The 18,054-nt window shown below is 71.3% G+C and carries 23 protein-coding genes and 1 pseudogene; 17 read left to right on the top strand and 7 right to left on the bottom strand.

The annotated features are described in order from the left end of the window. Positions 1-18: 18 nt before the first annotated feature. Positions 19-441 carry a chemotaxis protein CheB gene (locus tag ABFX54_RS29765; protein ID WP_346109873.1) on the bottom strand — a complete coding sequence of 141 codons (423 nt, stop codon included), beginning with the start codon at positions 439-441 and terminating at the stop codon, positions 19-21. A 64-nt stretch (positions 442-505) separates the two neighbouring features. After that, positions 506-1,672 carry a site-2 protease family protein gene (locus ABFX54_RS29760; protein WP_346109872.1) on the bottom strand — a complete coding sequence of 389 codons (1,167 nt, stop codon included), beginning with the start codon at positions 1,670-1,672 and terminating at the stop codon, positions 506-508. 194 nt (positions 1,673-1,866) lie between these two features. Between ABFX54_RS29760 and ABFX54_RS29755 the strand changes: the two genes are divergently transcribed. From ABFX54_RS29755 to ABFX54_RS29705, 11 genes are all read left to right on the top strand, one after another. After that, positions 1,867-2,088 carry a PLDc N-terminal domain-containing protein gene (locus ABFX54_RS29755; protein ID WP_346109871.1) on the top strand — a complete coding sequence of 74 codons (222 nt, stop codon included), beginning with the start codon at positions 1,867-1,869 and terminating at the stop codon, positions 2,086-2,088. A 61-nt stretch (positions 2,089-2,149) separates the two neighbouring features. Beyond that, complete coding sequence (locus tag ABFX54_RS29750; protein ID WP_346109870.1) at positions 2,150-3,115, top strand: nitroreductase/quinone reductase family protein; 966 nt, start codon at positions 2,150-2,152, stop codon at positions 3,113-3,115. 72 nt (positions 3,116-3,187) lie between these two features. Further along, complete coding sequence (locus ABFX54_RS29745; protein WP_346109869.1) at positions 3,188-4,348, top strand: carboxylate-amine ligase; 1,161 nt, start codon at positions 3,188-3,190, stop codon at positions 4,346-4,348. 217 nt (positions 4,349-4,565) lie between these two features. Then, positions 4,566-4,736, top strand: coding sequence for a DUF6609 family protein (locus ABFX54_RS29740; protein ID WP_346109884.1), 171 nt, complete (start codon positions 4,566-4,568; stop codon positions 4,734-4,736). 8 nt (positions 4,737-4,744) lie between these two features. Continuing rightward, entirely contained in the window at positions 4,745-4,948 is a 204-nt protein-coding gene (locus ABFX54_RS29735) for a hypothetical protein (protein WP_346109868.1), read from the top strand. Between the two features lie 138 nt (positions 4,949-5,086). Continuing rightward, positions 5,087-5,611, top strand: a complete 525-nt coding sequence (locus tag ABFX54_RS29730; protein ID WP_346109867.1) for a DoxX family protein — start codon at positions 5,087-5,089, stop codon at positions 5,609-5,611. A gap of 222 nt (positions 5,612-5,833) precedes the next feature. Further along, positions 5,834-6,247 (top strand): Hsp20/alpha crystallin family protein, encoded by a 414-nt coding sequence (locus tag ABFX54_RS29725; protein WP_346109866.1) that lies wholly within the window; start codon positions 5,834-5,836, stop codon positions 6,245-6,247. Positions 6,248-6,321: 74 nt separating this feature from the next. After that, positions 6,322-7,203, top strand: coding sequence for a universal stress protein (locus ABFX54_RS29720; protein ID WP_346109865.1), 882 nt, complete (start codon positions 6,322-6,324; stop codon positions 7,201-7,203). Continuing rightward, complete coding sequence (acsA, locus tag ABFX54_RS29715) at positions 7,200-8,927, top strand: acetate--CoA ligase (protein ID WP_346109864.1); 1,728 nt, start codon at positions 7,200-7,202, stop codon at positions 8,925-8,927. The genes ABFX54_RS29720 and acsA overlap by 4 nt, the downstream gene beginning before the upstream one ends. Positions 8,928-9,011: 84 nt before the next feature. Further along, positions 9,012-9,125 (top strand): universal stress protein, encoded by a 114-nt coding sequence (locus tag ABFX54_RS29710; RefSeq protein ID WP_346109863.1) that lies wholly within the window; start codon positions 9,012-9,014, stop codon positions 9,123-9,125. Between the two features lie 36 nt (positions 9,126-9,161). Next, positions 9,162-9,878, top strand: a complete 717-nt coding sequence (locus ABFX54_RS29705; RefSeq protein ID WP_346109862.1) for a DedA family protein — start codon at positions 9,162-9,164, stop codon at positions 9,876-9,878. 94 nt (positions 9,879-9,972) lie between these two features. Here the strand turns inward: ABFX54_RS29705 and ABFX54_RS29700 are convergent. From ABFX54_RS29700 to ABFX54_RS29680, 5 genes and pseudogenes are all read right to left on the bottom strand, one after another. Continuing rightward, positions 9,973-10,128, bottom strand: a pseudogene (locus tag ABFX54_RS29700) (dsRBD fold-containing protein); the annotation flags it as partial. A gap of 39 nt (positions 10,129-10,167) precedes the next feature. Continuing rightward, positions 10,168-10,620, bottom strand: a complete 453-nt coding sequence (locus ABFX54_RS29695; protein WP_346109861.1) for a nitroreductase family deazaflavin-dependent oxidoreductase — start codon at positions 10,618-10,620, stop codon at positions 10,168-10,170. 7 nt (positions 10,621-10,627) lie between these two features. Then, positions 10,628-10,900, bottom strand: coding sequence for a DUF1876 domain-containing protein (locus ABFX54_RS29690; RefSeq protein WP_346109860.1), 273 nt, complete (start codon positions 10,898-10,900; stop codon positions 10,628-10,630). A gap of 118 nt (positions 10,901-11,018) precedes the next feature. After that, positions 11,019-12,677 (bottom strand): HAD family hydrolase, encoded by a 1,659-nt coding sequence (locus ABFX54_RS29685; RefSeq protein WP_346109859.1) that lies wholly within the window; start codon positions 12,675-12,677, stop codon positions 11,019-11,021. Continuing rightward, positions 12,674-13,489, bottom strand: coding sequence for a sigma 54 modulation/S30EA ribosomal C-terminal domain-containing protein (locus ABFX54_RS29680; RefSeq protein ID WP_346109858.1), 816 nt, complete (start codon positions 13,487-13,489; stop codon positions 12,674-12,676). The genes ABFX54_RS29685 and ABFX54_RS29680 overlap by 4 nt, the downstream gene beginning before the upstream one ends. A gap of 221 nt (positions 13,490-13,710) precedes the next feature. On the opposite strand from ABFX54_RS29680, the gene ABFX54_RS29675 reads away from it, so the two are divergent. The 6 genes from ABFX54_RS29675 (at position 13,711) to ABFX54_RS29650 (ending at position 18,046) form a co-directional block, all read left to right on the top strand. Continuing rightward, on the top strand, positions 13,711-14,226 hold the full coding sequence (locus ABFX54_RS29675) for a hypothetical protein (RefSeq protein ID WP_346109857.1): 516 nt from the start codon (positions 13,711-13,713) through the stop codon (positions 14,224-14,226). A 259-nt stretch (positions 14,227-14,485) separates the two neighbouring features. Next, positions 14,486-15,199, top strand: a complete 714-nt coding sequence (locus ABFX54_RS29670; RefSeq protein ID WP_346109856.1) for a hypothetical protein — start codon at positions 14,486-14,488, stop codon at positions 15,197-15,199. Between the two features lie 11 nt (positions 15,200-15,210). Next, entirely contained in the window at positions 15,211-15,465 is a 255-nt protein-coding gene (locus ABFX54_RS29665; RefSeq protein ID WP_346109855.1) for an alcohol dehydrogenase catalytic domain-containing protein, read from the top strand. A gap of 937 nt (positions 15,466-16,402) precedes the next feature. Next, the gene (locus tag ABFX54_RS29660; RefSeq protein WP_346109854.1) at positions 16,403-16,753 is read left to right on the top strand and encodes a VOC family protein; all 351 of its coding nucleotides are present in this window, start codon (positions 16,403-16,405) and stop codon (positions 16,751-16,753) included. Between the two features lie 34 nt (positions 16,754-16,787). Continuing rightward, on the top strand, positions 16,788-17,054 hold the full coding sequence (locus ABFX54_RS29655) for a 2TM domain-containing protein (protein ID WP_346109853.1): 267 nt from the start codon (positions 16,788-16,790) through the stop codon (positions 17,052-17,054). Positions 17,055-17,482: 428 nt separating this feature from the next. Next, the gene (locus ABFX54_RS29650) at positions 17,483-18,046 is read left to right on the top strand and encodes an L-2-amino-thiazoline-4-carboxylic acid hydrolase (protein WP_346109852.1); all 564 of its coding nucleotides are present in this window, start codon (positions 17,483-17,485) and stop codon (positions 18,044-18,046) included. Positions 18,047-18,054: the final 8 nt, after the last annotated feature.

The following is an 18,054-nucleotide window of genomic DNA, read 5'->3' as shown; positions in this document are numbered from 1 at the left end:
CTGACGGGCAAGTGCCCGTCAGCGACGGTGCCGTGCCCGGCCGACCAGGTTGAGCGGCAAGGGAGCGACGTCGTCGAGGCGTGCGCCATGGTCGACGATCTCGTCCCGGGTGATGCACGCGTGCGGCATCGCGAAGTGATTCGTGCTGGCGGCGTCGGTGGCGATGACGGTACCGCCGAAATGGTGAACGGCAGTGGCGCCGGGAGTGAGCGGATCGCCGTCACGGGCGGATGCCACGGGAAGGCTGGTGTGTTGGGCCAGGATGGCCGCAAGCAAGCTCTTGTGGTCGGGTGCGAGGTGCTGCAGCACGATGACGGCGCCGGGGAATCCGGCGGGGAGTGCGGACAGGCCGCGGCTGGGGGCCTTCAGGCCGCCGGCCGAGCACACGATGGCGACGATCGGGAAACGTCCAACGTGTATCCCCGCGTCGCGAACGATCATCTGATGGGGGCTCCTCTCTGCGGTGTCATCGCATGCCTGCCTTGTTGGGGTCGCGTCCATGGGGCTACGAGGCGGAGGAGGGTGAGTGCAGCAGCATCGTGCGGCGCAGGAGGTGCTGGAGGTCGTCGGTGGTGATCATGCCGGTGACGTGCCCGTCCTCGGCGACGACCGCCACGAGCTTGCCGATGGGGCGCAGCCCGGTCAGGTTGACGGCGGGAGCGTCGGATGCGAGAACGTGGTGTGGGGGCAGCGGGGTCATGACTGCGCGGACGCGCAGCCCGCCGCGGCGCTTCGAGGGGACGGCGATGATCTGGTCGGCGGTGATGACACCGACGGGATCGCCCGCCAGCTCCACGACCGGGAAGACGTCCTGATCGGAGTCGGCGACGGTCTGCTCGGCACACATCTGCAAGGTGTGCCAGGCCTGCGCGCACGCCGGGGCCTGATGCATGACGTCGGCGACCGTCGCGCCGCTCAGCGCGCCGCGCACCAGATGGGCTGTCCCTTCGGCACTGGCGGAGGACGTGAGGAACCAGCCGATCAGCACGGTCCAGATGCCGTTGCTCAGGCTGAAGAACGTCATCTCGAGCAGGCCCAGGCCCACGAATGCCAGGCCAAGGGTACGCCCGGCGCGGACGGCGGCCAGCTCGGCCCGGGACCGGTCGTGGTGGTGCCGCCACAGCAGGGCACGCAGCACGCGCCCGCCGTCCAGAGGCGCGCCGGGCAGCAGGTTGAACACGGCCAGCACGCCGTTCATCGTGGCCAGCCAGAGCAGGGACCGGGTCAGCAGCGGCGAGGCCCCCAGGGCCTCGCCGAGGAGCGCGCCCCCGGGCCCCCCCCGGAGGAGGTAGCCGCCGCCCAGCAGCAGCCCCGCGGCCGCGCTGACCACGGGCCCGGCGGCGGCGATGACGAGGTCGGCCCTGGGGTCCGGCGGCTGGTCCTCAAGCTCGGAGAAGCCGCCCAGCATCCAGAGCGTGATCGATTTGACCCTCACGCCGTGCCGTCTGGCCAGCACGCTGTGAGCCAGCTCGTGGGCCATCAGGCAGGCCAGGAACGCCAGTGCGGCGGCGACGCCGGTCGCCCAGTAGAGCGCCCTGGCATGGCCCGGCGCGGCGGCGGGCAGCACACTGTCGGCGATGATCAGCGCGATCAGGGCGAGGACGAGCAACGCCGACCAGTTGGCTCCGATGGGAATGCCGAACAGGCGCCCCAGACGCACAGAAGCCTTCATGACCCCATCCTCTGCACCCGCGGACTGCGAGGACAGGAGGCCTTCGTCCCGGGGTGCGCACCATTGGTCCCGCACAGTGCGAGCAACGCCATCAGCGCTGCCCAACGCTTCGAGGCGGGGGACTTTCGGCCCCACCGAGAGCACCGCGACGTTGCCACACTCGTGCTGCGGGGCGCTGAAAAAGGAGCGGGCGTATGCGATGGGAACGGATGTCCAAGTGGCAGCAGGGCCTGCTGATGGCGCTGGTGTCGGTCGAGATGGCGTTGACGACGGGGGCGGCCGTCGACCTGGCGTTCAGCCCCAAGGGCGCGGTACGGGGGAGCAGAGGGTTGTGGTGGCTGGGCATCTCCGTCCAGCCGATCGGCCCGATCGCCTACCTGCTGTGGGGGCGGCGACGCTCCCCTCAGAAGGTCTGAGGCGGGCTTCGTCATGCGTGTGACCTTGTCGAGGGCTGTGGACCGGCTCCAGGCGCTTCTGGTGAACCCGATCGCCGGCTGGCTGCTGCGTACGCCGCTGCACGACCTGTTGTCGGAGCGCGTCGCCCTGCTGGCCCTCACCGGCCGCCGGAGCGGGGCCGCCATCCGCCTTCCCGTGCGGTACGAGCAACGCGGAGACACGCTCACCGTGGTCAGCAGGCCGTCACGGCGGTGGTGGCGCAACCTCGATGAGGGCTCGCCGGTACGGCTCACGTTGCGGGGGCGGGCCCGGCACGGCCACGCCACCGCCGTCCGGGCCGATCCAGTTGTTGTCGTGACCATCCGCCTGGCAGCAGAGCAGCCCGGCCCTCCGCAGGCTCAGGGGCGGCTGTGGTGGCGCTGGACGAAGGCGGTCACGCTCGGCGAGATCACCGGATTCGCGGTGCCGGCCGTCGTGGCGGCTCAGGTGGCGGGACCCGAGTGGACGTTGCTGGGCATCGGGCCGTTGCTCCAGGGCGCGGCCATCGTCATGGCCGGAGCGGTGGAGGGCATGATCCTCGGCCTCGCGCAGGCATACGTGCTCAGGGCCGCCCTTCCCGCGATCCCCACACGAGCGTGGGTGCGTGCGACGGCGGCCGGAGCGGTGATCGCCTGGTCCGTCGGCGTGTTGCCGATCGTCCTGGGCGAGCGGATCGTGCGCTGGCCGCCGGCCGTCCTGGTCCTGCTCGGGCTGAGCCTGCTCGGGTCGATGGGCCTGCTGCAAGCGCGGGTGCTGCGCGGCCAGGTGCGCGAGGCGTGGCGATGGGTGATTGCCTCCGCCGGCTCCTGGCTGATCGCGCTGGGCGCCTTCGCGCTGGTGACCACGCCGCTGTGGCAGGAGGGGCAGCCTGGCTGGCTGGTCGTGACCATCGGCGTCCTCGGCGGGGTGGTCATGGCGGCGACGGTGGCGGCGCTCACCGGGGCCGCGATCGTGCGCCTGCTTTCTTCGGGTGACGACCGGTGCCGGAGAGAAAGGCGGCTGAGCTGAGGACTTTGGACACTGACCGATGGCGTCTCCCGCGGGAATCCTGATGGCAGACGAGCTGCTGGAGGACTTGCGATGGATACGCGTGGCAACTCCGTCGGCGCTCTGCGGTGCTCCGGGCCGCAGGCGCTGACGGTGGGCGTGGAGGAAGAGTTCCTTCTGCTGGATCCCGCCGACGGCCGCCCGGCTTTGCGCGCCCCGGAGATTCTGGCGTTGCTCAGTGGTCATCCGCAGGTCAAGCCCGAGCTCATGCGCTACCAGCTGGAAACGGTGACCGGCGTGTGCACGGACCTGGAGCAGGTGCGAGAGGAACTGGCTCGGAACCGGCGGCTCGCCGCCGCGGCCGCCGCCGAACTGGGCTGCCACCTCATCGCGTCCGGGATCACTCCGCAGCGCGGGCCGGGGCTGTCCGCCGTCACCTCCGACGCGCGTTATCAGGAGCTGGCCGCCCGGCACGGCCCCTTGGTCGCCCGCTCCGGCACCTGCGGCCTGCACGTACACGTCGGCGTCCCCGCGCGCGAGCTGGGCGTGCACGTCCTGGCCAGGCTGCGGCCCTATCTGCCCACGCTCCTGGCGCTGAGCGCCAACTCGCCCATCACCGCAGGCCGGGACAGCGGCTGGGCCAGCCGCCGCTACCCGGAATGGATCCGCTGGCCGTCGGCGCGGCCCCCTCGCATGTGGCCGTCGGCGGCTGCCTACGACACCACGGTACGCCGCACCATCAGCAGCGGCCGGGCCATGGACGAACGGTCCGTCTACTTCCACGCGCGCCTGTCGCCGCGCTACCCGACCGTGGAGGTACGGATCATGGACACCTGTCTGTCGGCTGACGATGCCGTCGCCGTGGCGGCCCTCGTACGCGCCCTCGCCGGCCTCGCCATCAAGGAGCTCCAGGGCGGCGTGCCGATCAGGCGGATGAGCGGCCGGCAGATAGACGCCGAGCTGGTCCGCGCCGCCCGCGACGGCCTGGGCGCGTATGCCATCGACCCGTACACGGGCCGCCTGTCGGCGCACCGTACGCTGTTGGAGGTCCTGCTGGAGCGCCTGCCCGACCCCGAACCGGTCGCACGGTCCCTCAGCGGTCTCATGACGCGCGGGACGGGGGCCGACCGGCAGCGCGCCCTGTGGTCCCGGGCCGCCACGCCCGGCGCCTTCGCTCGATTGCTCGCCGACGCCACGCTCGACCGGCCGACCGAGGAGGCGGCCCGCGGAGACGTGCCGGCCACACGTCCGTGAAGAAGATGGCCATGCCTCCCGTTCCTGCGCTCCTCTTCGCCACGGCGGATCAGCCTGGGCAGCCCGTCATTCGTGCAGATCGCCGCGTTGGCCGGATCATTCGTGCTCGGGGCCGGCCTGATCTATCTGGTACTCCTCAGGACCAAGAGCGCGGACGAGCGAGTGATCATTTTGTGGGTGCTGTTCGAGGTGGGCGTGCACTACGTGCCGATGGGGGCTGGCCCATGGGCCGCTGATCTCCGTCCTCGGCGTGCTCACCATGGCGAACGCGTTCGCGGGGCTGCGGATCAGGGCACCGCTGCTGGCGTTCGGCGTGATCGACGCGATGCCGAAACTCGGCGTCGGTGTGGTGATGCTGATCGTGCATCCGGCGCTGACCTGCGGCTGATCAGGTTCATGGGCGGGAGCTGCCTGGCCGCCGCCCCTCCCGGCGCGATCTTCATGCACTGCCTGCCGGTCTACCGCGGCGAGGAGGTCACCGCCGAGGTGATCGACGGCCCCTGCTCCCATGCGTTCCATCAAGCGGCCAACCGGCTGGCGACCACGCAGGCCGTACTCGAAGCGCTGCTGCTGCGAACCCTGCAAGGGGCAACGTGCTGAATCGCATCGGCGGGAACGCCTTACGACGGGACTAAGGTCCCGGCAGGAGGAGTCGTACGGCGCTGCTCCTGAAGCCGCAGGAACGGTGTGCTGGGTGCCACAAGGAAACGGCGAAACACCCCTCGAAAGGGGGCCATCATGGCCGCCACCGACAGCAGGCCCGTCATGCATACCGGGGCCGCCCAGAATCGCCGCCCCGTCGATTACGTCTGGGCAGCCGCCCGGATCTCGATCGGGTGGATCTTCCTGTGGGCGTTCCTCGACAAGACCTTCGGCTGGGGCTTCGCCACTCCGGTCGAGCGGGCCTGGATCAACGGGGGCAGTCCGACGACCGGGTTCCTGAAGGGCACAGGCGAGAACGCGCTCGGCGGCTTCTTCGGCTCGCTGGCCGGTCAGGCGTGGGTGGACTGGCTGTTCATGGCCGGTCTGCTCGGCGTCGGCCTGGCCCTGATCCTGGGAATCGGCACCCGGATCGCCGCCGGCGCGGGCACCGCGATGCTGCTCCTCATGTGGGCAGCCGAGCTGCCCCTGGCCAACAACCCGTTCATCGACGACCACATCATCTACTCGATCGTCCTCATCGGTCTCGCCCTCACCGGCGCCGGATGCACCTTAGGACTGGGCAACCTGCCCATCGTCCAGCGCACCCCCTGGCTGAAGTAGCGCCTGCACCGGACGTCCGCTTCCGCCACGGCAAGCGGGCGTCGTGCTGTTCGATGATCCTGACGTGGCATGCCTGGGCGCGCTCGGTCGCGAGGCCATGAAGAGACGTGCGTGTCGAAAGGGCCGATCGTCCGCGCCGGGGGGTCCTTCTCCTCTGGAGGCGTCACTTGTCAAGGGTGTGTGCTGAGGGTGTGGGAATCGGCAGCATGAAAGGAGGCTGCCATGGCCCTGCTGGAGCCTAGGGGCGCGACGTTCCCGTTCCTGGAGCCGGCGGAGTTGCTGGAGGACCCGGTGTTCGGGTTCAGGCCCTACGGTCAGATCGTGCGGATCGAGGACTACGTCGCCGACGGCCGGTACGTGCTGCGCGCCGAGCTGCCGGGCATCGACCCCGACAAGGACGTCGAGGTCACCGTGGATGACGGCATGCTGTACATCCGGGCCGAGAAGACCCGCAAGATCACCGAGCCGCACCGCTCCGAGTTCGCCTACGGGGCGCTCACCAGAGCGGTGACGCTGCCCGCCATGGCGAAGACGGACGATGTCAAGGCCACCTACCGGGCCGGCGTCCTCGAGATCAGCGTGGGGCTGGTCGAGGGCGAGAAGGCAGGGGGCCGGCGGATCGCCGTCGAGAGCTGAGGCGGGGACCGGACAGCGGGCGGGAGCCGGAAAGAGGCTCCTGCCCGCCTTCTCCTCCGGAAGGGAGGCCGGTGATGGACGAACCGGTCGTGGTCGGAATCGATGGATCGCATGCGGCGGACCTGGCGCTCGGCTGGGCTGCCGATGATGCCGCGCGGCGCGGACGCCGCCTGCGCATCGTGCACGTACGCGAGCCGTGGGCCGGGGAGCGCCCGCTGACCGCGGCCTCGGACCACCAGACGCGTACCGAGCAGGACCTTGCGATGCTGGCCGTCGCCGCGGACCGGGCGCACGGGCGGCATGCCGGACTGCGCGTCGCCACCGCGCTGGTCACCGGCGGGCTGATCGAGCGGCTGAGGAGCGAGGCGGAGAGTGCCGACACTCTGGTGCTGGGCAGCCGGGGGCTGAGCGCGCCGGCCGGGCTACTGATGCGGGCGGCGGGAGACTTGCTGGCCGGGCGCGTGCACTGCCCGGTGGTGGTCGTCCGGTCGGCTGCACGGAGCGGGCGCGGCGAGGTCGTCGTGGGTTATGACGGGTCGCCCGGCGCCGAGGCGGCGCTGGCGTACGCGCTGGAGCAGGCCCGCGCCCGTGAGGTGCGCCTGCGCGCCCTCTACGCCGAACCGGTGCTCGCGCTCGTCACCGTCTCGCTGGGGCACGAACCCGCGGCGCACCCACGCGCCTTGCCTCTGACGGAACGGACTTTGGCGGAACGACTGGCGCCGTGGCGTCAGTCGTATCCCGAGGTCGAGATCACCGAGTCGCTCGCCGCGGGTCATCCGCTGCCGGCCCTGGCTCGTGCCTCCCGCCGGGCTGCCCTGGTCGTGGTGGGCTGTCGCGGCCTGCACGGTCTCGCTTCGGTGCTACCCGGCTCGGTCAGCCGCGGCGTGCTGCGCCGCGTGGACGGCCCGGTCGCCGTGGTAGCGGCTCCCGCGTCGAACGAACGGACGGCATCATGATCATTCACAAGCGCGGGCACTCGGCCGCATCGCCGATCCTGGCCGACTACGAGAGCGAGCGGCGCGCGTACACCTGGCCGCCCCCGGCGGATGTCAACATCGCCTGGCAGGCGGTGGATCAGCACGCGGCTTCTGCCGCCCGCGACCGGGTGGCTCTGCGCTGCATCGGCAGGGACGACTCGCTCACCGAGCTGACCTACCTGGATCTGCACCTGCGGACCAACCGCTTCGCGAACGTCTTGCGCGGGCTCGGCGTCGGCCGGGGGGAGCGCGTCTTCACCCTGCTGGGCAGGGTCCCGGAGCTATACGTCACCGTGCTCGGCACGCTGAAGAACCGCAGCGTCCTGGCCCCGCTGTTCTCCGCCTTCGGCCCCGAGCCGATTCGCGAGCGGCTGCGCCTGGGCGACGGCCGCGTCCTGGTCACCACCCCGGACCTGTACACCCGGAAGATCGCTCCGATCCGCGAGGCGCTGCCCGGCCTGAAACACGTGCTGGTCACCGGGCAGGATCCGACGCCGGAAGGCGCCCTGCGGCTGGAGAAGCTGATGGCCACGGTCGGGCCGGCGTTCGAGATCCCGCCGACTGAGGCCGAGGACATGGCGCTCCTGCACTTCACCAGCGGCACCACCGGCAAGCCGAAAGGCGCGGTGCACGTGCACGGCGCGGTGGCCGCGCACATGGCGACCGCCCGCTACGCGCTCGACCTGCGGCCCGGCGACGTGTACTGGTGCACGGCGGACCCGGGTTGGGTCACCGGCATGTCCTACGGCGTGATCGCGCCGCTCGCGCTGGGCGTCACCCTGGTGAGCGACGCGGGCGAGTTCGACGCCCGCCGCTGGTACCGCACCCTGCAGGACCAGCGCGTCTCCGTCTGGTACACCGCCCCCACCGCGCTGCGCATGCTCATGCGGCACGGCAGGGACCTCGCCGCCGGGTACGACCTGTCGCACCTGCGCTTCATCGCCAGCGTCGGCGAGCCGCTCAATCCTGAGGTCGTGCTCTGGGGCCAGGAGGCACTCGGCCTGCCGATCCACGACAACTGGTGGCAGACCGAGACCGGCGCCATCATGATCAGTAATTACGCGTCGATGGACATCAAGCCCGGCAGCATGGGCCGCCCGATGCCCGGCGTCACCGCCGCGCTCCTGGATCGGGGCGCCGACGGGCGTGCCCGGATCACCGGCGGCCGGGTGACGGTCATCGAGGAGCCCGGCGTGGAGGGCGAGCTCGCGCTACGCTCCGGCTGGCCATCGATGTTCCGCGGCTACCTGAACGATCCCGAACGGTACGCCAAGGCGTTCGCCGGCGGCTGGTACCTGTCCGGCGACGTCGCGCGCCGCGATGAGGACGGCTATTACTGGTTCGTCGCCCGGGCCGACGACGTCATCAAGTCGGCCGGGCACCTGATCGGGCCGTTCGAGGTCGAGTCGGTGCTGATGGAGCACCCGGCCGTGGCGGAGGCGGGTGTGATCGGCAAGCCGGATGCGGTGGCGGGCGAGCTGGTCAAGGCGTTCGTCACGCTCAAGCCTGGCTACCAGCCCACGCCGGCGCTACGCAGGGAACTCACCGCGTTCGGCCGCAAGCGGCTGGGCGCGGTGGCGCCGAAGGAGATCGCCTTCGATCAGCATCTGCCGCACACCCGCAGCGGCAAGGTCATGCGGCGCCTGCTCAAGGCGCGCGAGCTGGGCCTGCCGGAAGGGGACACCTCAACGCTGGAGAGTTAGGAGGGCACCATGAACGTCCTCGTCTACGTGTCCGGGATTCGCTCCGATCCCGCCTGGTCGAAGCTCGTCCGGAACGTCGCGTGATTGAGCAGCACGGGCGGCTTCGCCTCGGCGGTGTTCGGCTCGGTCAGCCACGCGGTGCTGCACCACCGGGCCTGCCCGGTCGCCGTGGTACGTCCGAGGGGGCATCGGGGGTGAACCCTCGTGACGGCCGGTCGCAGGGGAGGAGGGGCCGTGCTCGACGATGTGCTGACCGGGTGGAGCGGGCAGGAACCGTTCACCATCGGTCTGCTGCTCTTCCTGCTGCTGGCGGCTGAGGGCTCGCTGCTGATCGGGTTGCTGGTGCCGGGTGACCTGGCGGTCGTGGTCGCCGGGGCCGCGGTGGCGAGGCCGGTGGAGCTCGGCTGGGTCGTGCTGGGCGGGATGGCCGGCTGTTTCGCCGGTGCTACGGGCGGCTATCTGCTGGGCAGGGCGTTCGGCGGCCGGGTGCGGCGTGGCGGGGCCGGTGTCTGGGTGGGGGAGCAGAGGTGGCGGCGAGCGGAGGAGTTCGTCGCGGGCACCGGCGGTGGCCTGTCCCTGGCGCTGGCCTACTTCATCCCCGGCGTGCACGCCCTGACGCCGGTGCTGGCCGGGATGCTGGGGATCCCGTACCGGCGGTTCATACGTTGCGCCATGGCCGGCGCAAGCGCGTGGGTGACGGCGTATGTGGTGGTCGGGTCGGTCACGGGTGAGGCAGCTCGCGAGCACCAGGGGTTGCTCATTCCGATGATGGCCGCGGTCGCGCTCCTGGTCGCGGCCGTGGCCGTGGGCGTGGAGCGCCTGGTCACGGGGCGGCGGAGGGGGGTCGTTCATGGGCGGGGGCCGCGGCTGCGTCGTGCCGATGCCGCCCTGCGTGAGGAGAACGGGCCGCGATCTTCACGAGGCCGTCACGAGTCGGCGGGCCGTCTCTGAGGCGGTCGTCTCGCCTTGCGCGCAACGCTTCCCGGCTGATGGCGGACAGCTTGCCGGCCAGGTCGGCGAGCGCGCGTGACACGGCCAGTTCGTCGCCGATCTCGGGGACGGACGGGGCGGCCGGATGGCGGCGTGCGCGTCCCAGGCCGTCCACTCGCCCTCCGCCTCTGGTGACCAGCACCGTTCGGGCGGACGTGTCGTCTCCGATCTCGGTGACGAAGATCTGCACGGTCCACTGCTTACCGTCCATCGCTGTCAACCTCCGGCAGGACCGATCCCCACATGACTGTCAGCGCCGTTCGTCCTCGGCGGGGCCTAGTTTGAAGACGGGGTGGCCAGGGGCCTCGGCGACGAAGTCCGCCACGGGCGCGTCCTTGTCCGCCTGGAAGTACGGCCGGGTCGCGGTCGCGACGGTGATGTAGCGCTTGAGGACCGGTCCTGCCTCGTCGGGCTGCAGCTCTCGAACGGTGTAGTCGCAGCGGGCACGCCCGCGGCGCAGCGTCACCCGCCCGGCGGCGCGCGCGTTGAGCACCCAGGGGACGGCACCGTAGGGGGCGACCAGCCATTGCCGCCCCTCGTGCCGTACCACGACGACCGGGTTGCTGCGCGGCAGACCGGTCTTGCGGCCCCGGGTGATCAGCAGGTCGGCCGGCCCCACACCGAGCCGGGCCAGCATCCTGAACATCGCGTCGCCGATGCTGTCGGCGCTGCTTCTGCGGTACTCCCGCACCGGCCTGGACATGGGACGTTCACCAGGAACGGCGTGAGGCCGGTGGGCCGGCGAGTTCGGTGATGTCGCGTTGCGTGACGGCGGCGAGTTCGCCGGCGAGGTCGGCCAGCGCGCGTGAGGCCGCCAGTTCGTCGCCGATCTCCGGCACCGCCAGGTCGGACGGGTTCCGCCGGGCGTGCCCGGTGCCCGCCAGCCGGTCCAGGCCGTCCCGGGTGGTCAGCACCGCGCGTGCGTGCGTGTCGTCGCCGTCCTCGGCCAGGTAGATCTGTACCGTCCAGTGCTTGGCGTCCATCGTCAACCCCTCCATCGCGATGAGTTCACGTGCTTCGAGCACACTTCTCGGATCTGTCCTGCGGCAGAGGCGAACGTCCCGACATGGTGTGACGAGAGCGGTGCTGCGGGAGGGGACATCAGCCGATCGGCGCCACGGGATCGGCGGGGGCGCTGGAGGTGAGGTAGTGGCTGTGCACGATGTCGGTGAGACGAGCTCTGGCGAGGTCGGCGTCGCCGTCCGCGGCGAGGACCTCCTCGATGGAGCGGACCTCGGCGGCAAGGTCGTGGGCGGCGTGCACGTCCCGGATCCAGCGGGAGAAGTCGCCCCCTGCGGCGTGGTGACGCAGCACGGCGGGCGGGCAGCGGCCGAGTTCTGCGGTGAACTGGCGCAGGTTGAGGGCGATCACGCCGGTCCTGCCGGCGTCGGTGCGGAAGTGGAAGCCGCGCTCGGCCGACAGGGTCGTCTCGGTGTACTTGCGCAGGTGCCGCTGGTGGAAGGTGCGGCGCGCGGCGGGGACGATCACGGGGACGTCGGTGTCCGGGCCGTGCACGGCGCAGCGGCCACCGGCGATGAGCCTGATCCGCCATTCCATGCGGGCGTGGGACTCGCGGGTGAGCAGGTGCGGCTGGTAGGTGGCCAGGCAGTATCCGTACTCGCCGTCGGCCGGGTGGATCGGGTTGGCCGGTGCGGCGGCGCTCTGGTGGGCTTCGTCGATGAGCACCCAGTGCGGCAGGCCGCGGGCCGCGCGCAGGGCGCGCAGCGGCGCGGCGAGTGCGCCGAGGTAGCGGTCACGCGCGGGCGGCGGCATGCGGGACAGGTCGAGGACGACGGCGCCGCGTGGCCGGACGGCCAGGTCGAGCAGCGTGGCCGGGTCGGGCAGGGCGTGGCCGTCCCCGGCGATCAGGGTGTCGGGCAGGTCGCCCAGCCCGGCGTGGTCGCCTTCGGGGTCGATGACCAGGACGGAATAGCCGTGCACCGTCAGTTGCTCGGCGAGCAGGCCGATCAGGTAGGACTTGCCCAGCCCGGAGCCACCGCTGATCAGGAGGTTGGTCTGGGCGGCGGGCAGGTGGACGGGCGTTCCGGCGGGCGTGGTGCCCAGCAGCAGGCGGCGGCGCGGGACTGGCAGGCGCAGCCCGCCGCTGAGGAGGGGGCCCTTCAGCAGGGCGGCGATCCCGGTGCCGTTGAACTCCTCGAGCACGAGATCGGCCCGCCGGGCGAGTCCGGGGACCGCGTTGGCCACGGCCACCCCGTACTCGCAGCATTCCAGCAGGCTGTGGTCGTTCTCCGCGTCGCCGGCACCGACGGCGTTGTGGGGTGACAGTCCGAACTCGTCCAGAACGTGGGTGAGGCCGGTGGCTTTGGTGACGCCGGGCGGAAGCAGCATGAGGTGGCCACGGTTGTGCACGATCTGCACGTCCAGGCCGAGCCGGGCGATCGCGTCGTAGGCGAGGCCGCCGGCCCAGTCGTCGCAGGCCAGCAGCACGCGGCCGCGCCGCAGCGGCACTTGCGAGCGGCGCAGCTCGTGTTCCAGCGCGGTGTCCACGGGGTCGGCGAGCTCACGGGTGACCGGACCGGCGTGCAGCACGCAGCCGTTCTCGGTCACCACGGCGTCGAAGCGGCCGGGCAGGCCGGGGAAGTCGGCTTCCAGTTCGGCCATGATCCGGCCGGTGACCAGGACGGCGCGCAGGCCGCGCCGCCGCTGCTCGTCGATGGCCCGCATGGCGGTCTCGCTGAGCACGCCGCCGGTGGTGAGCGTGCCGTCCAGGTCGACGGCCAGCGCCCGGATCAGGTTCATGCCCGTTCCCCTGCGGCGGTGATCAGGCCGTAGTCGCCGTCGTAGCGGTGGTAGAGCACCTGTCCGCGGCCGGTGCCGGCGTCGGCGAAGAACACGAACGGCAGCCCGGTGGCCTCCAGCCGGGCGGTCGCCTGCGCGACGGTGAGCCGGGGCGCGGAGGCCGGGCTGAAGGTGAGTGGCACCGACACCGGCCCCAGCCGGGCCGGCTGCGGAGTGACCTGCGCCAGGCGGCAGCCGCCGTCGGTCCGGTACAGCACGCTGTCCTGACCGGTGGCCGTCTCGGTGAACAGGTGGAAGTCGTAGTCCAGCCGTTCCAGGTCGAGCGCCGCCTCATCGCAGGTGAGCCGGTCCAGGTCGTACGTCTTGCGGCGCACGACCTGGCGCCGGCCGATAGGCCGGGGGAAGTACGGAAGTGGTTTACGCGGCGGGCCGGCGTGCCGCCACTCGTGGTCGGCATCGTCAGGCCGACGGCCCCGCAGGTTCTCCCAGTCCCGGGCGGTGCGGCGCAGCCGGGTGCGCAGCCGGTCGTGCAGCAGGTGGATCGCCGCGTGCGTGGACCGGGCGGCGGCCTGGGCGCGGACGAGCCGTCCGTTGACGTCGAGGTTGGCCTGCGCCGTGTACGGCTGCTCGACGGTGGGGCCGGGCGCGGCGGCCAGCTTTACTCGGACGTCCAGGACTGGCTCGTGGGCCAGCCTGGTCAGCGCGGCGACCGTCAGCCGGGCGTGTTCCACGTCGCCGGGACGGATCGGGCCGCGGGTCTGGATGCGCACATCGGCGGGGTCGACGGCGACGGGTGCGTGCCGGTGCGTCATGTGCTGCGCCTCCTTCGGGCATACCGCGCTCGGAGAGGGCGCGGGGGCCGGTTGGGCTGCGTCTCCAGTGCACGTCTGGCACCGACGCGCGGCCAGAGGCGAAAGTCCATACGAATGCCTCTCTTTTCCCGAAAGGGGACTTTCAGCCCTACCGCCTCCTGCAGTGCCGAGTCGATCGTGGGAGACGGCCTGATCATGCGAATCCGCCTCAGGGAGGCGAGATGGCAGACAACGACGCGGCGGCGGGATGCCGGGCGCGGTACATGGATGGCCGGGTCGTACTGGACGCGTGGGCACCCGGACGGGCGGAATGCGTGGCCCAGGCGGTGCGCGGGCTGGTGCACGACGCCGTCTGGCCGGCCGATGCGGTGCTGGGCGCGCAGGACGTCGAACGAATCCGGCCGCTGCCCGACCGGGACCTGCTCGCCCACGTGCTGCGGCGGACGATCGCCCATCTGGCCCGAGACGGTCTGGTGCCCGCCGATGTGACGGTGGCGGAGGATGATGACGGCAGGGTCACCCTGGCGCTGACCCTGGTCCCGAACACGCAGCTGCGCCGCATGCCCGATCTGGGCACCGGGCTGGGCGACGTGGTACTCGAACGGACGGACATGGGCTGGCGCTGTCACGCCATCATCGCGGCCCGGCCGCTCGCACCGCCTGACGAGGGATTCGTGACCGGCGGTAGTACCGGCCATGATCACGGTCTTCCGCCCGAGGCGCCTGCCCGCCCATGACCGGGCAGGGACGTTGTGCCCTGCCGGGTGAGGACCAGCGTCCCTGTCCGGAACGGGCGTGCGGGAAGCACGCTGGTGTCACGCGAACGCGATGTGGGTGAGGAGATGAGGGCCATGCGACGAGTCCAGGCGATCCTGCGGCCCCGGCCGGCGAAGAAGCCCTCTCCGCTCGACCTGCGAACGCCGGCGGGACGGAACCTGCCCTACTGACATTGCCCGCCTGCCCTGTCACGCATGGGTTCGGATGAGGAGGAAGCCGATGGCGGCAAGACGGACGATGGCCGCGTTCGGGGCGGGCGCGGCGGTCTACCTGCTACTCATTCGTCCCTGGCAGCTGCGCTGGGGCGCCACCCGGAAGGAGGCGCGCGCGCCGATGCTCGGTGATGACATCGTGCCGTCCGCCCACCTCCAGGCCACCCGGGCCGTCACCATCGACGCGCCGCCCAAGGAAGTCTGGCCGTGGCTGGTGCAGATGGGTGGCTACACCCGCGCCGGCTGGTACAGCTACGACCGCATCGACAACGCCGGACGGCCCAGCGCCGGCCGGATCGTCCCGGAGCTGCAGCACCTGCAGGTCGGTGACGTCATGCCGACCGCGCCGGACGGTACGGGGTTCACCGTGGAGCGGATCGATCCGCCGTCCACGCTGGTGCTGTCCATCCACGCCTACGAGGGCACGGTGAGCTGTTGCATCACGTTGCGGGAGAGCGGCGACGGCAGCCGGCTGATCGTCCGGCTGCGGGTGCGTGCCCGGCCCACGCTGCGCGCGCTGGCCTTCCTCGCGCTGATGGAGGTGGGCGACTTTGTGATGATGCGCAAGCAGTTGCTCACTATCAGGGCGCGGGCCGAGGGGCGGCGTCATGACGGTCAACCGGCGCATCGTCATCACGGAGTACGGCGGGCCGGAGGCGCTGCGGCTGGTCGAGGAGCCGATGCCGCGGCCGGGCTTCGGGCGGGGCCCGGGTCAGAGTGATCGAGACCGAGGTGAGCTTCACCGATGCCCTGCTGCGCGAAGGTGTCTACCCGGGCGGCCCGAAGCCGCCGTTCACTCCCGGCTCCGATCTGATCGGAACGGTTGAGGAGCTGGGCCCGGGTGCGCGGGGCGTGCAGGTGGGGGAGCGGGTGCTGGTCCAGGGCGCGGCGGGGCGCGGTCGGGCGGGCCGCGCTGCAACTGGGACGGCCGGCCGGCACATGTACGGAACGGGGCGCGGCCGGGCGCAAGCCCCGCCAGGTAGCTGAACACGTCGGGCTCCCACCGCGGGAGGTACGAGTGGTGGAACAGCAGGCGCTGACCCGGCTACGGCAGGACGGCGCCCGGCGCGGGCTGCGCGCCTGGACCCGCTGACGCCACTCGCTGCCGGCCGGTGTCCCGAAGTTAGCGACGTCGAATCCGCACCGAGCTTGCGGCCGTCGGTCAAGGGCACCCGGACCGGCGCGGAGGTGCCGCTCCGGGCCGAGGGGACGCACCGTGGCGTTGTATAGGGCCGGCGGGCGGCTCGTCGGCCGGCAACCGGACAGATCGACGGCGAGGCAGGCATGCTCGTCCACGACGTGGCCGAGCCGGGTACGGAGCGCCGGCATGTGACCGTCGTCGGCCGGGCCGGTGACGCGAATGATCATCCACCGGCCTCGTGATCGGATCGCGGCTGAACGAGCCATGGCACACCTCGTTCGGAACAGGTGATCGCTCGTGGCCGCACTTCGCCACCACCAAGGCAGTTCTGGCGCATCCTCCGGACCGTCCTGCTGCGACGGTACCCCGTTCGGCCTCATGTCAGTGACCGGCGAGCGTGTCCGCTGTCGAGGAGCCGGATCATGATCACGGCTGGCGTTCGACGGCGCCGGACCGAGTGCCGCGGGCGACACACCTGGAGCCCGCACGGATGCCTTCCCCCTCGTGGTTTCCGGGTGGTGGCGCCCATGCGGGCTCTGCTGAGGGTGCGGATCTATCTTTGAGCAGACGGCGAGCCGGCCCCTTCGACCCCTTGGGCCGAGACCCTCTCGTCCGTCTCGCGGACGAGAACATCCTTTCACCCGGCTCAGCGCCTCCCCCAGGGTCCAAGGACCCTTCTCACGATGCGCGCCAGAACAGGACGAAAGACGCCTCCATGAGGACCTTTTCCGCGGATCGCGTGGCAGGCGCCGCCCACACTTGTAAGAGAAGGAGGTGAAGGTCATGGCGCATCCCGTAGTGCACTGGGAGGTCGCAGGCCCGGACCGTGAGGCGCTGCGCACCTTCTACGAGGACCTGTTCGGCTGGAAGAGCGAGCCGGTCGACGAGAACTACGCTCTCCTCCAGCCGGGCGAGGGCCCGGGCGGCGGCGTCATGCGCACCCGCGCGGGCATGCCCCCGTACATCACCGTCTACGTGCAGGTCGAGGACCTGGAGCGGACGCTGGAGCGGGTTCGCATGCTGGGCGGGGAGCTGCGCGTGCCGCCCGCGAAGATCGGGGACGGCATGGCGTTCGCGCTGTTCACCGACCCGGCGGGCAACATGGTCGGCCTGCTGACCACGGCGGACGCCTGATCTCCCGTGCTCCGACGCTCGGAAGGAGGCCGGCGTGAACGGCGCATCGTCATCGGCGCAACGTGAGTGGGCCAGGCGTCAGCTGGAGAAGAAACGCAGGCTGCGCGCCGACATCACCGGGTACGTCGTGGTCAACGCGTTCCTGGTCGGCGTCTGGGCCCTCACCGGGTTCGGCTACTTCTGGCCGGGCTGGGTGATCGGTGGATGGGGAGTGCTTCTTGTGCTCGCCGCCTGGAACACCTACGCCGATCGGCCCATCAGCGAGGCGGACATCGACCGGGAACTGCAGCGGCACGGGTAGCCGGCAGATGCCCCGCCGCCGTCCGTCACCGGCGGCGGGGCACGCCCTGTTCAGATGATCGAGCGAAGGCCGGGGATCCGGGTGAGCCGTCATCGTGTTCATGATCATTCCTCCTCTCGTCCTGGTGCCGTGGTCCGGTGGGCCGTTCGTTGCGCACAGGGGATAAGGTCCCGCGCCCGCGAGGCCGAAGGACCAAAGCCCGTTCATCGATGACTCTCGCCTCCGGCGGCTGAGCGAGCGGGGAGCGAGGCTGGAGGGAGAGCGGAAAACGCGGGTGACGGCCGGAGGGGACGCTCCGCCACGATGCCCGTCGGGAAGGTGGCCCGATGAAATCACAGGTTCGGCGCGCGACGCGGTCGCTGCTCCGCGGTGAACTCGGAGACCGGCGCGCCGCCTCGGTACTGCATCGTTTCGCCCGCGAACGCGCGATGATCGACGTGCCGAGATTGCGTGCGCCGATGAGCCGTATGACGCTCGGGATCGCGGTCGACTCGCTCGCCCTGTTCCGGGCGCTGCCGGACGATCTGCCCCGGGACGCCCGGCTGGACCTGATCGAGCGGTTCGTCGCCTGCTGGATGCGCGGCCAGTTCGCCTCGCCCGTGGTGCGCTGGATCTACCGGCACCGGTGGGCGCATCTGCTGCTGCGCCGATGGTGGTTCTGGACCGCCAATCTGCTGGACGAGCCCGCCGGCTGGCGCTTCCGGTTCTTGCGCGGGGATGAGGACCTGTTCTACGGGGTCGATGTGACCCGCTGTGGCATCGTCCGGTTCCTGTCCCAGCAGGGCGCCCCCGAACTGGACCCGCTGATGTGCCGCGGCGACTTCCAGATCACCGCCTTCCTGCCGGCGGGCGTGACCTTCGCCCGCAGCCAGACCCTCGCCGAGCGAGCACCGCACTGCGACTTCCGTTACCTGACCGTGCCGACGCTCGTGGACAAGCGCACCGTCGACCTCGAGGTTCGGGACGATTCGGCCCGGAAGGCACCGTCATGAGAGGAGCC

It is taken from the genome of Nonomuraea maheshkhaliensis, assembly GCF_039529435.1.
GTDB classification, from domain to species: Bacteria; Actinomycetota; Actinomycetes; order Streptosporangiales; family Streptosporangiaceae; genus Nonomuraea; species Nonomuraea maheshkhaliensis.
Note: the sequence above shows the minus strand (reverse complement) of the source record. Positions and strands in the feature narration are given on the sequence as shown.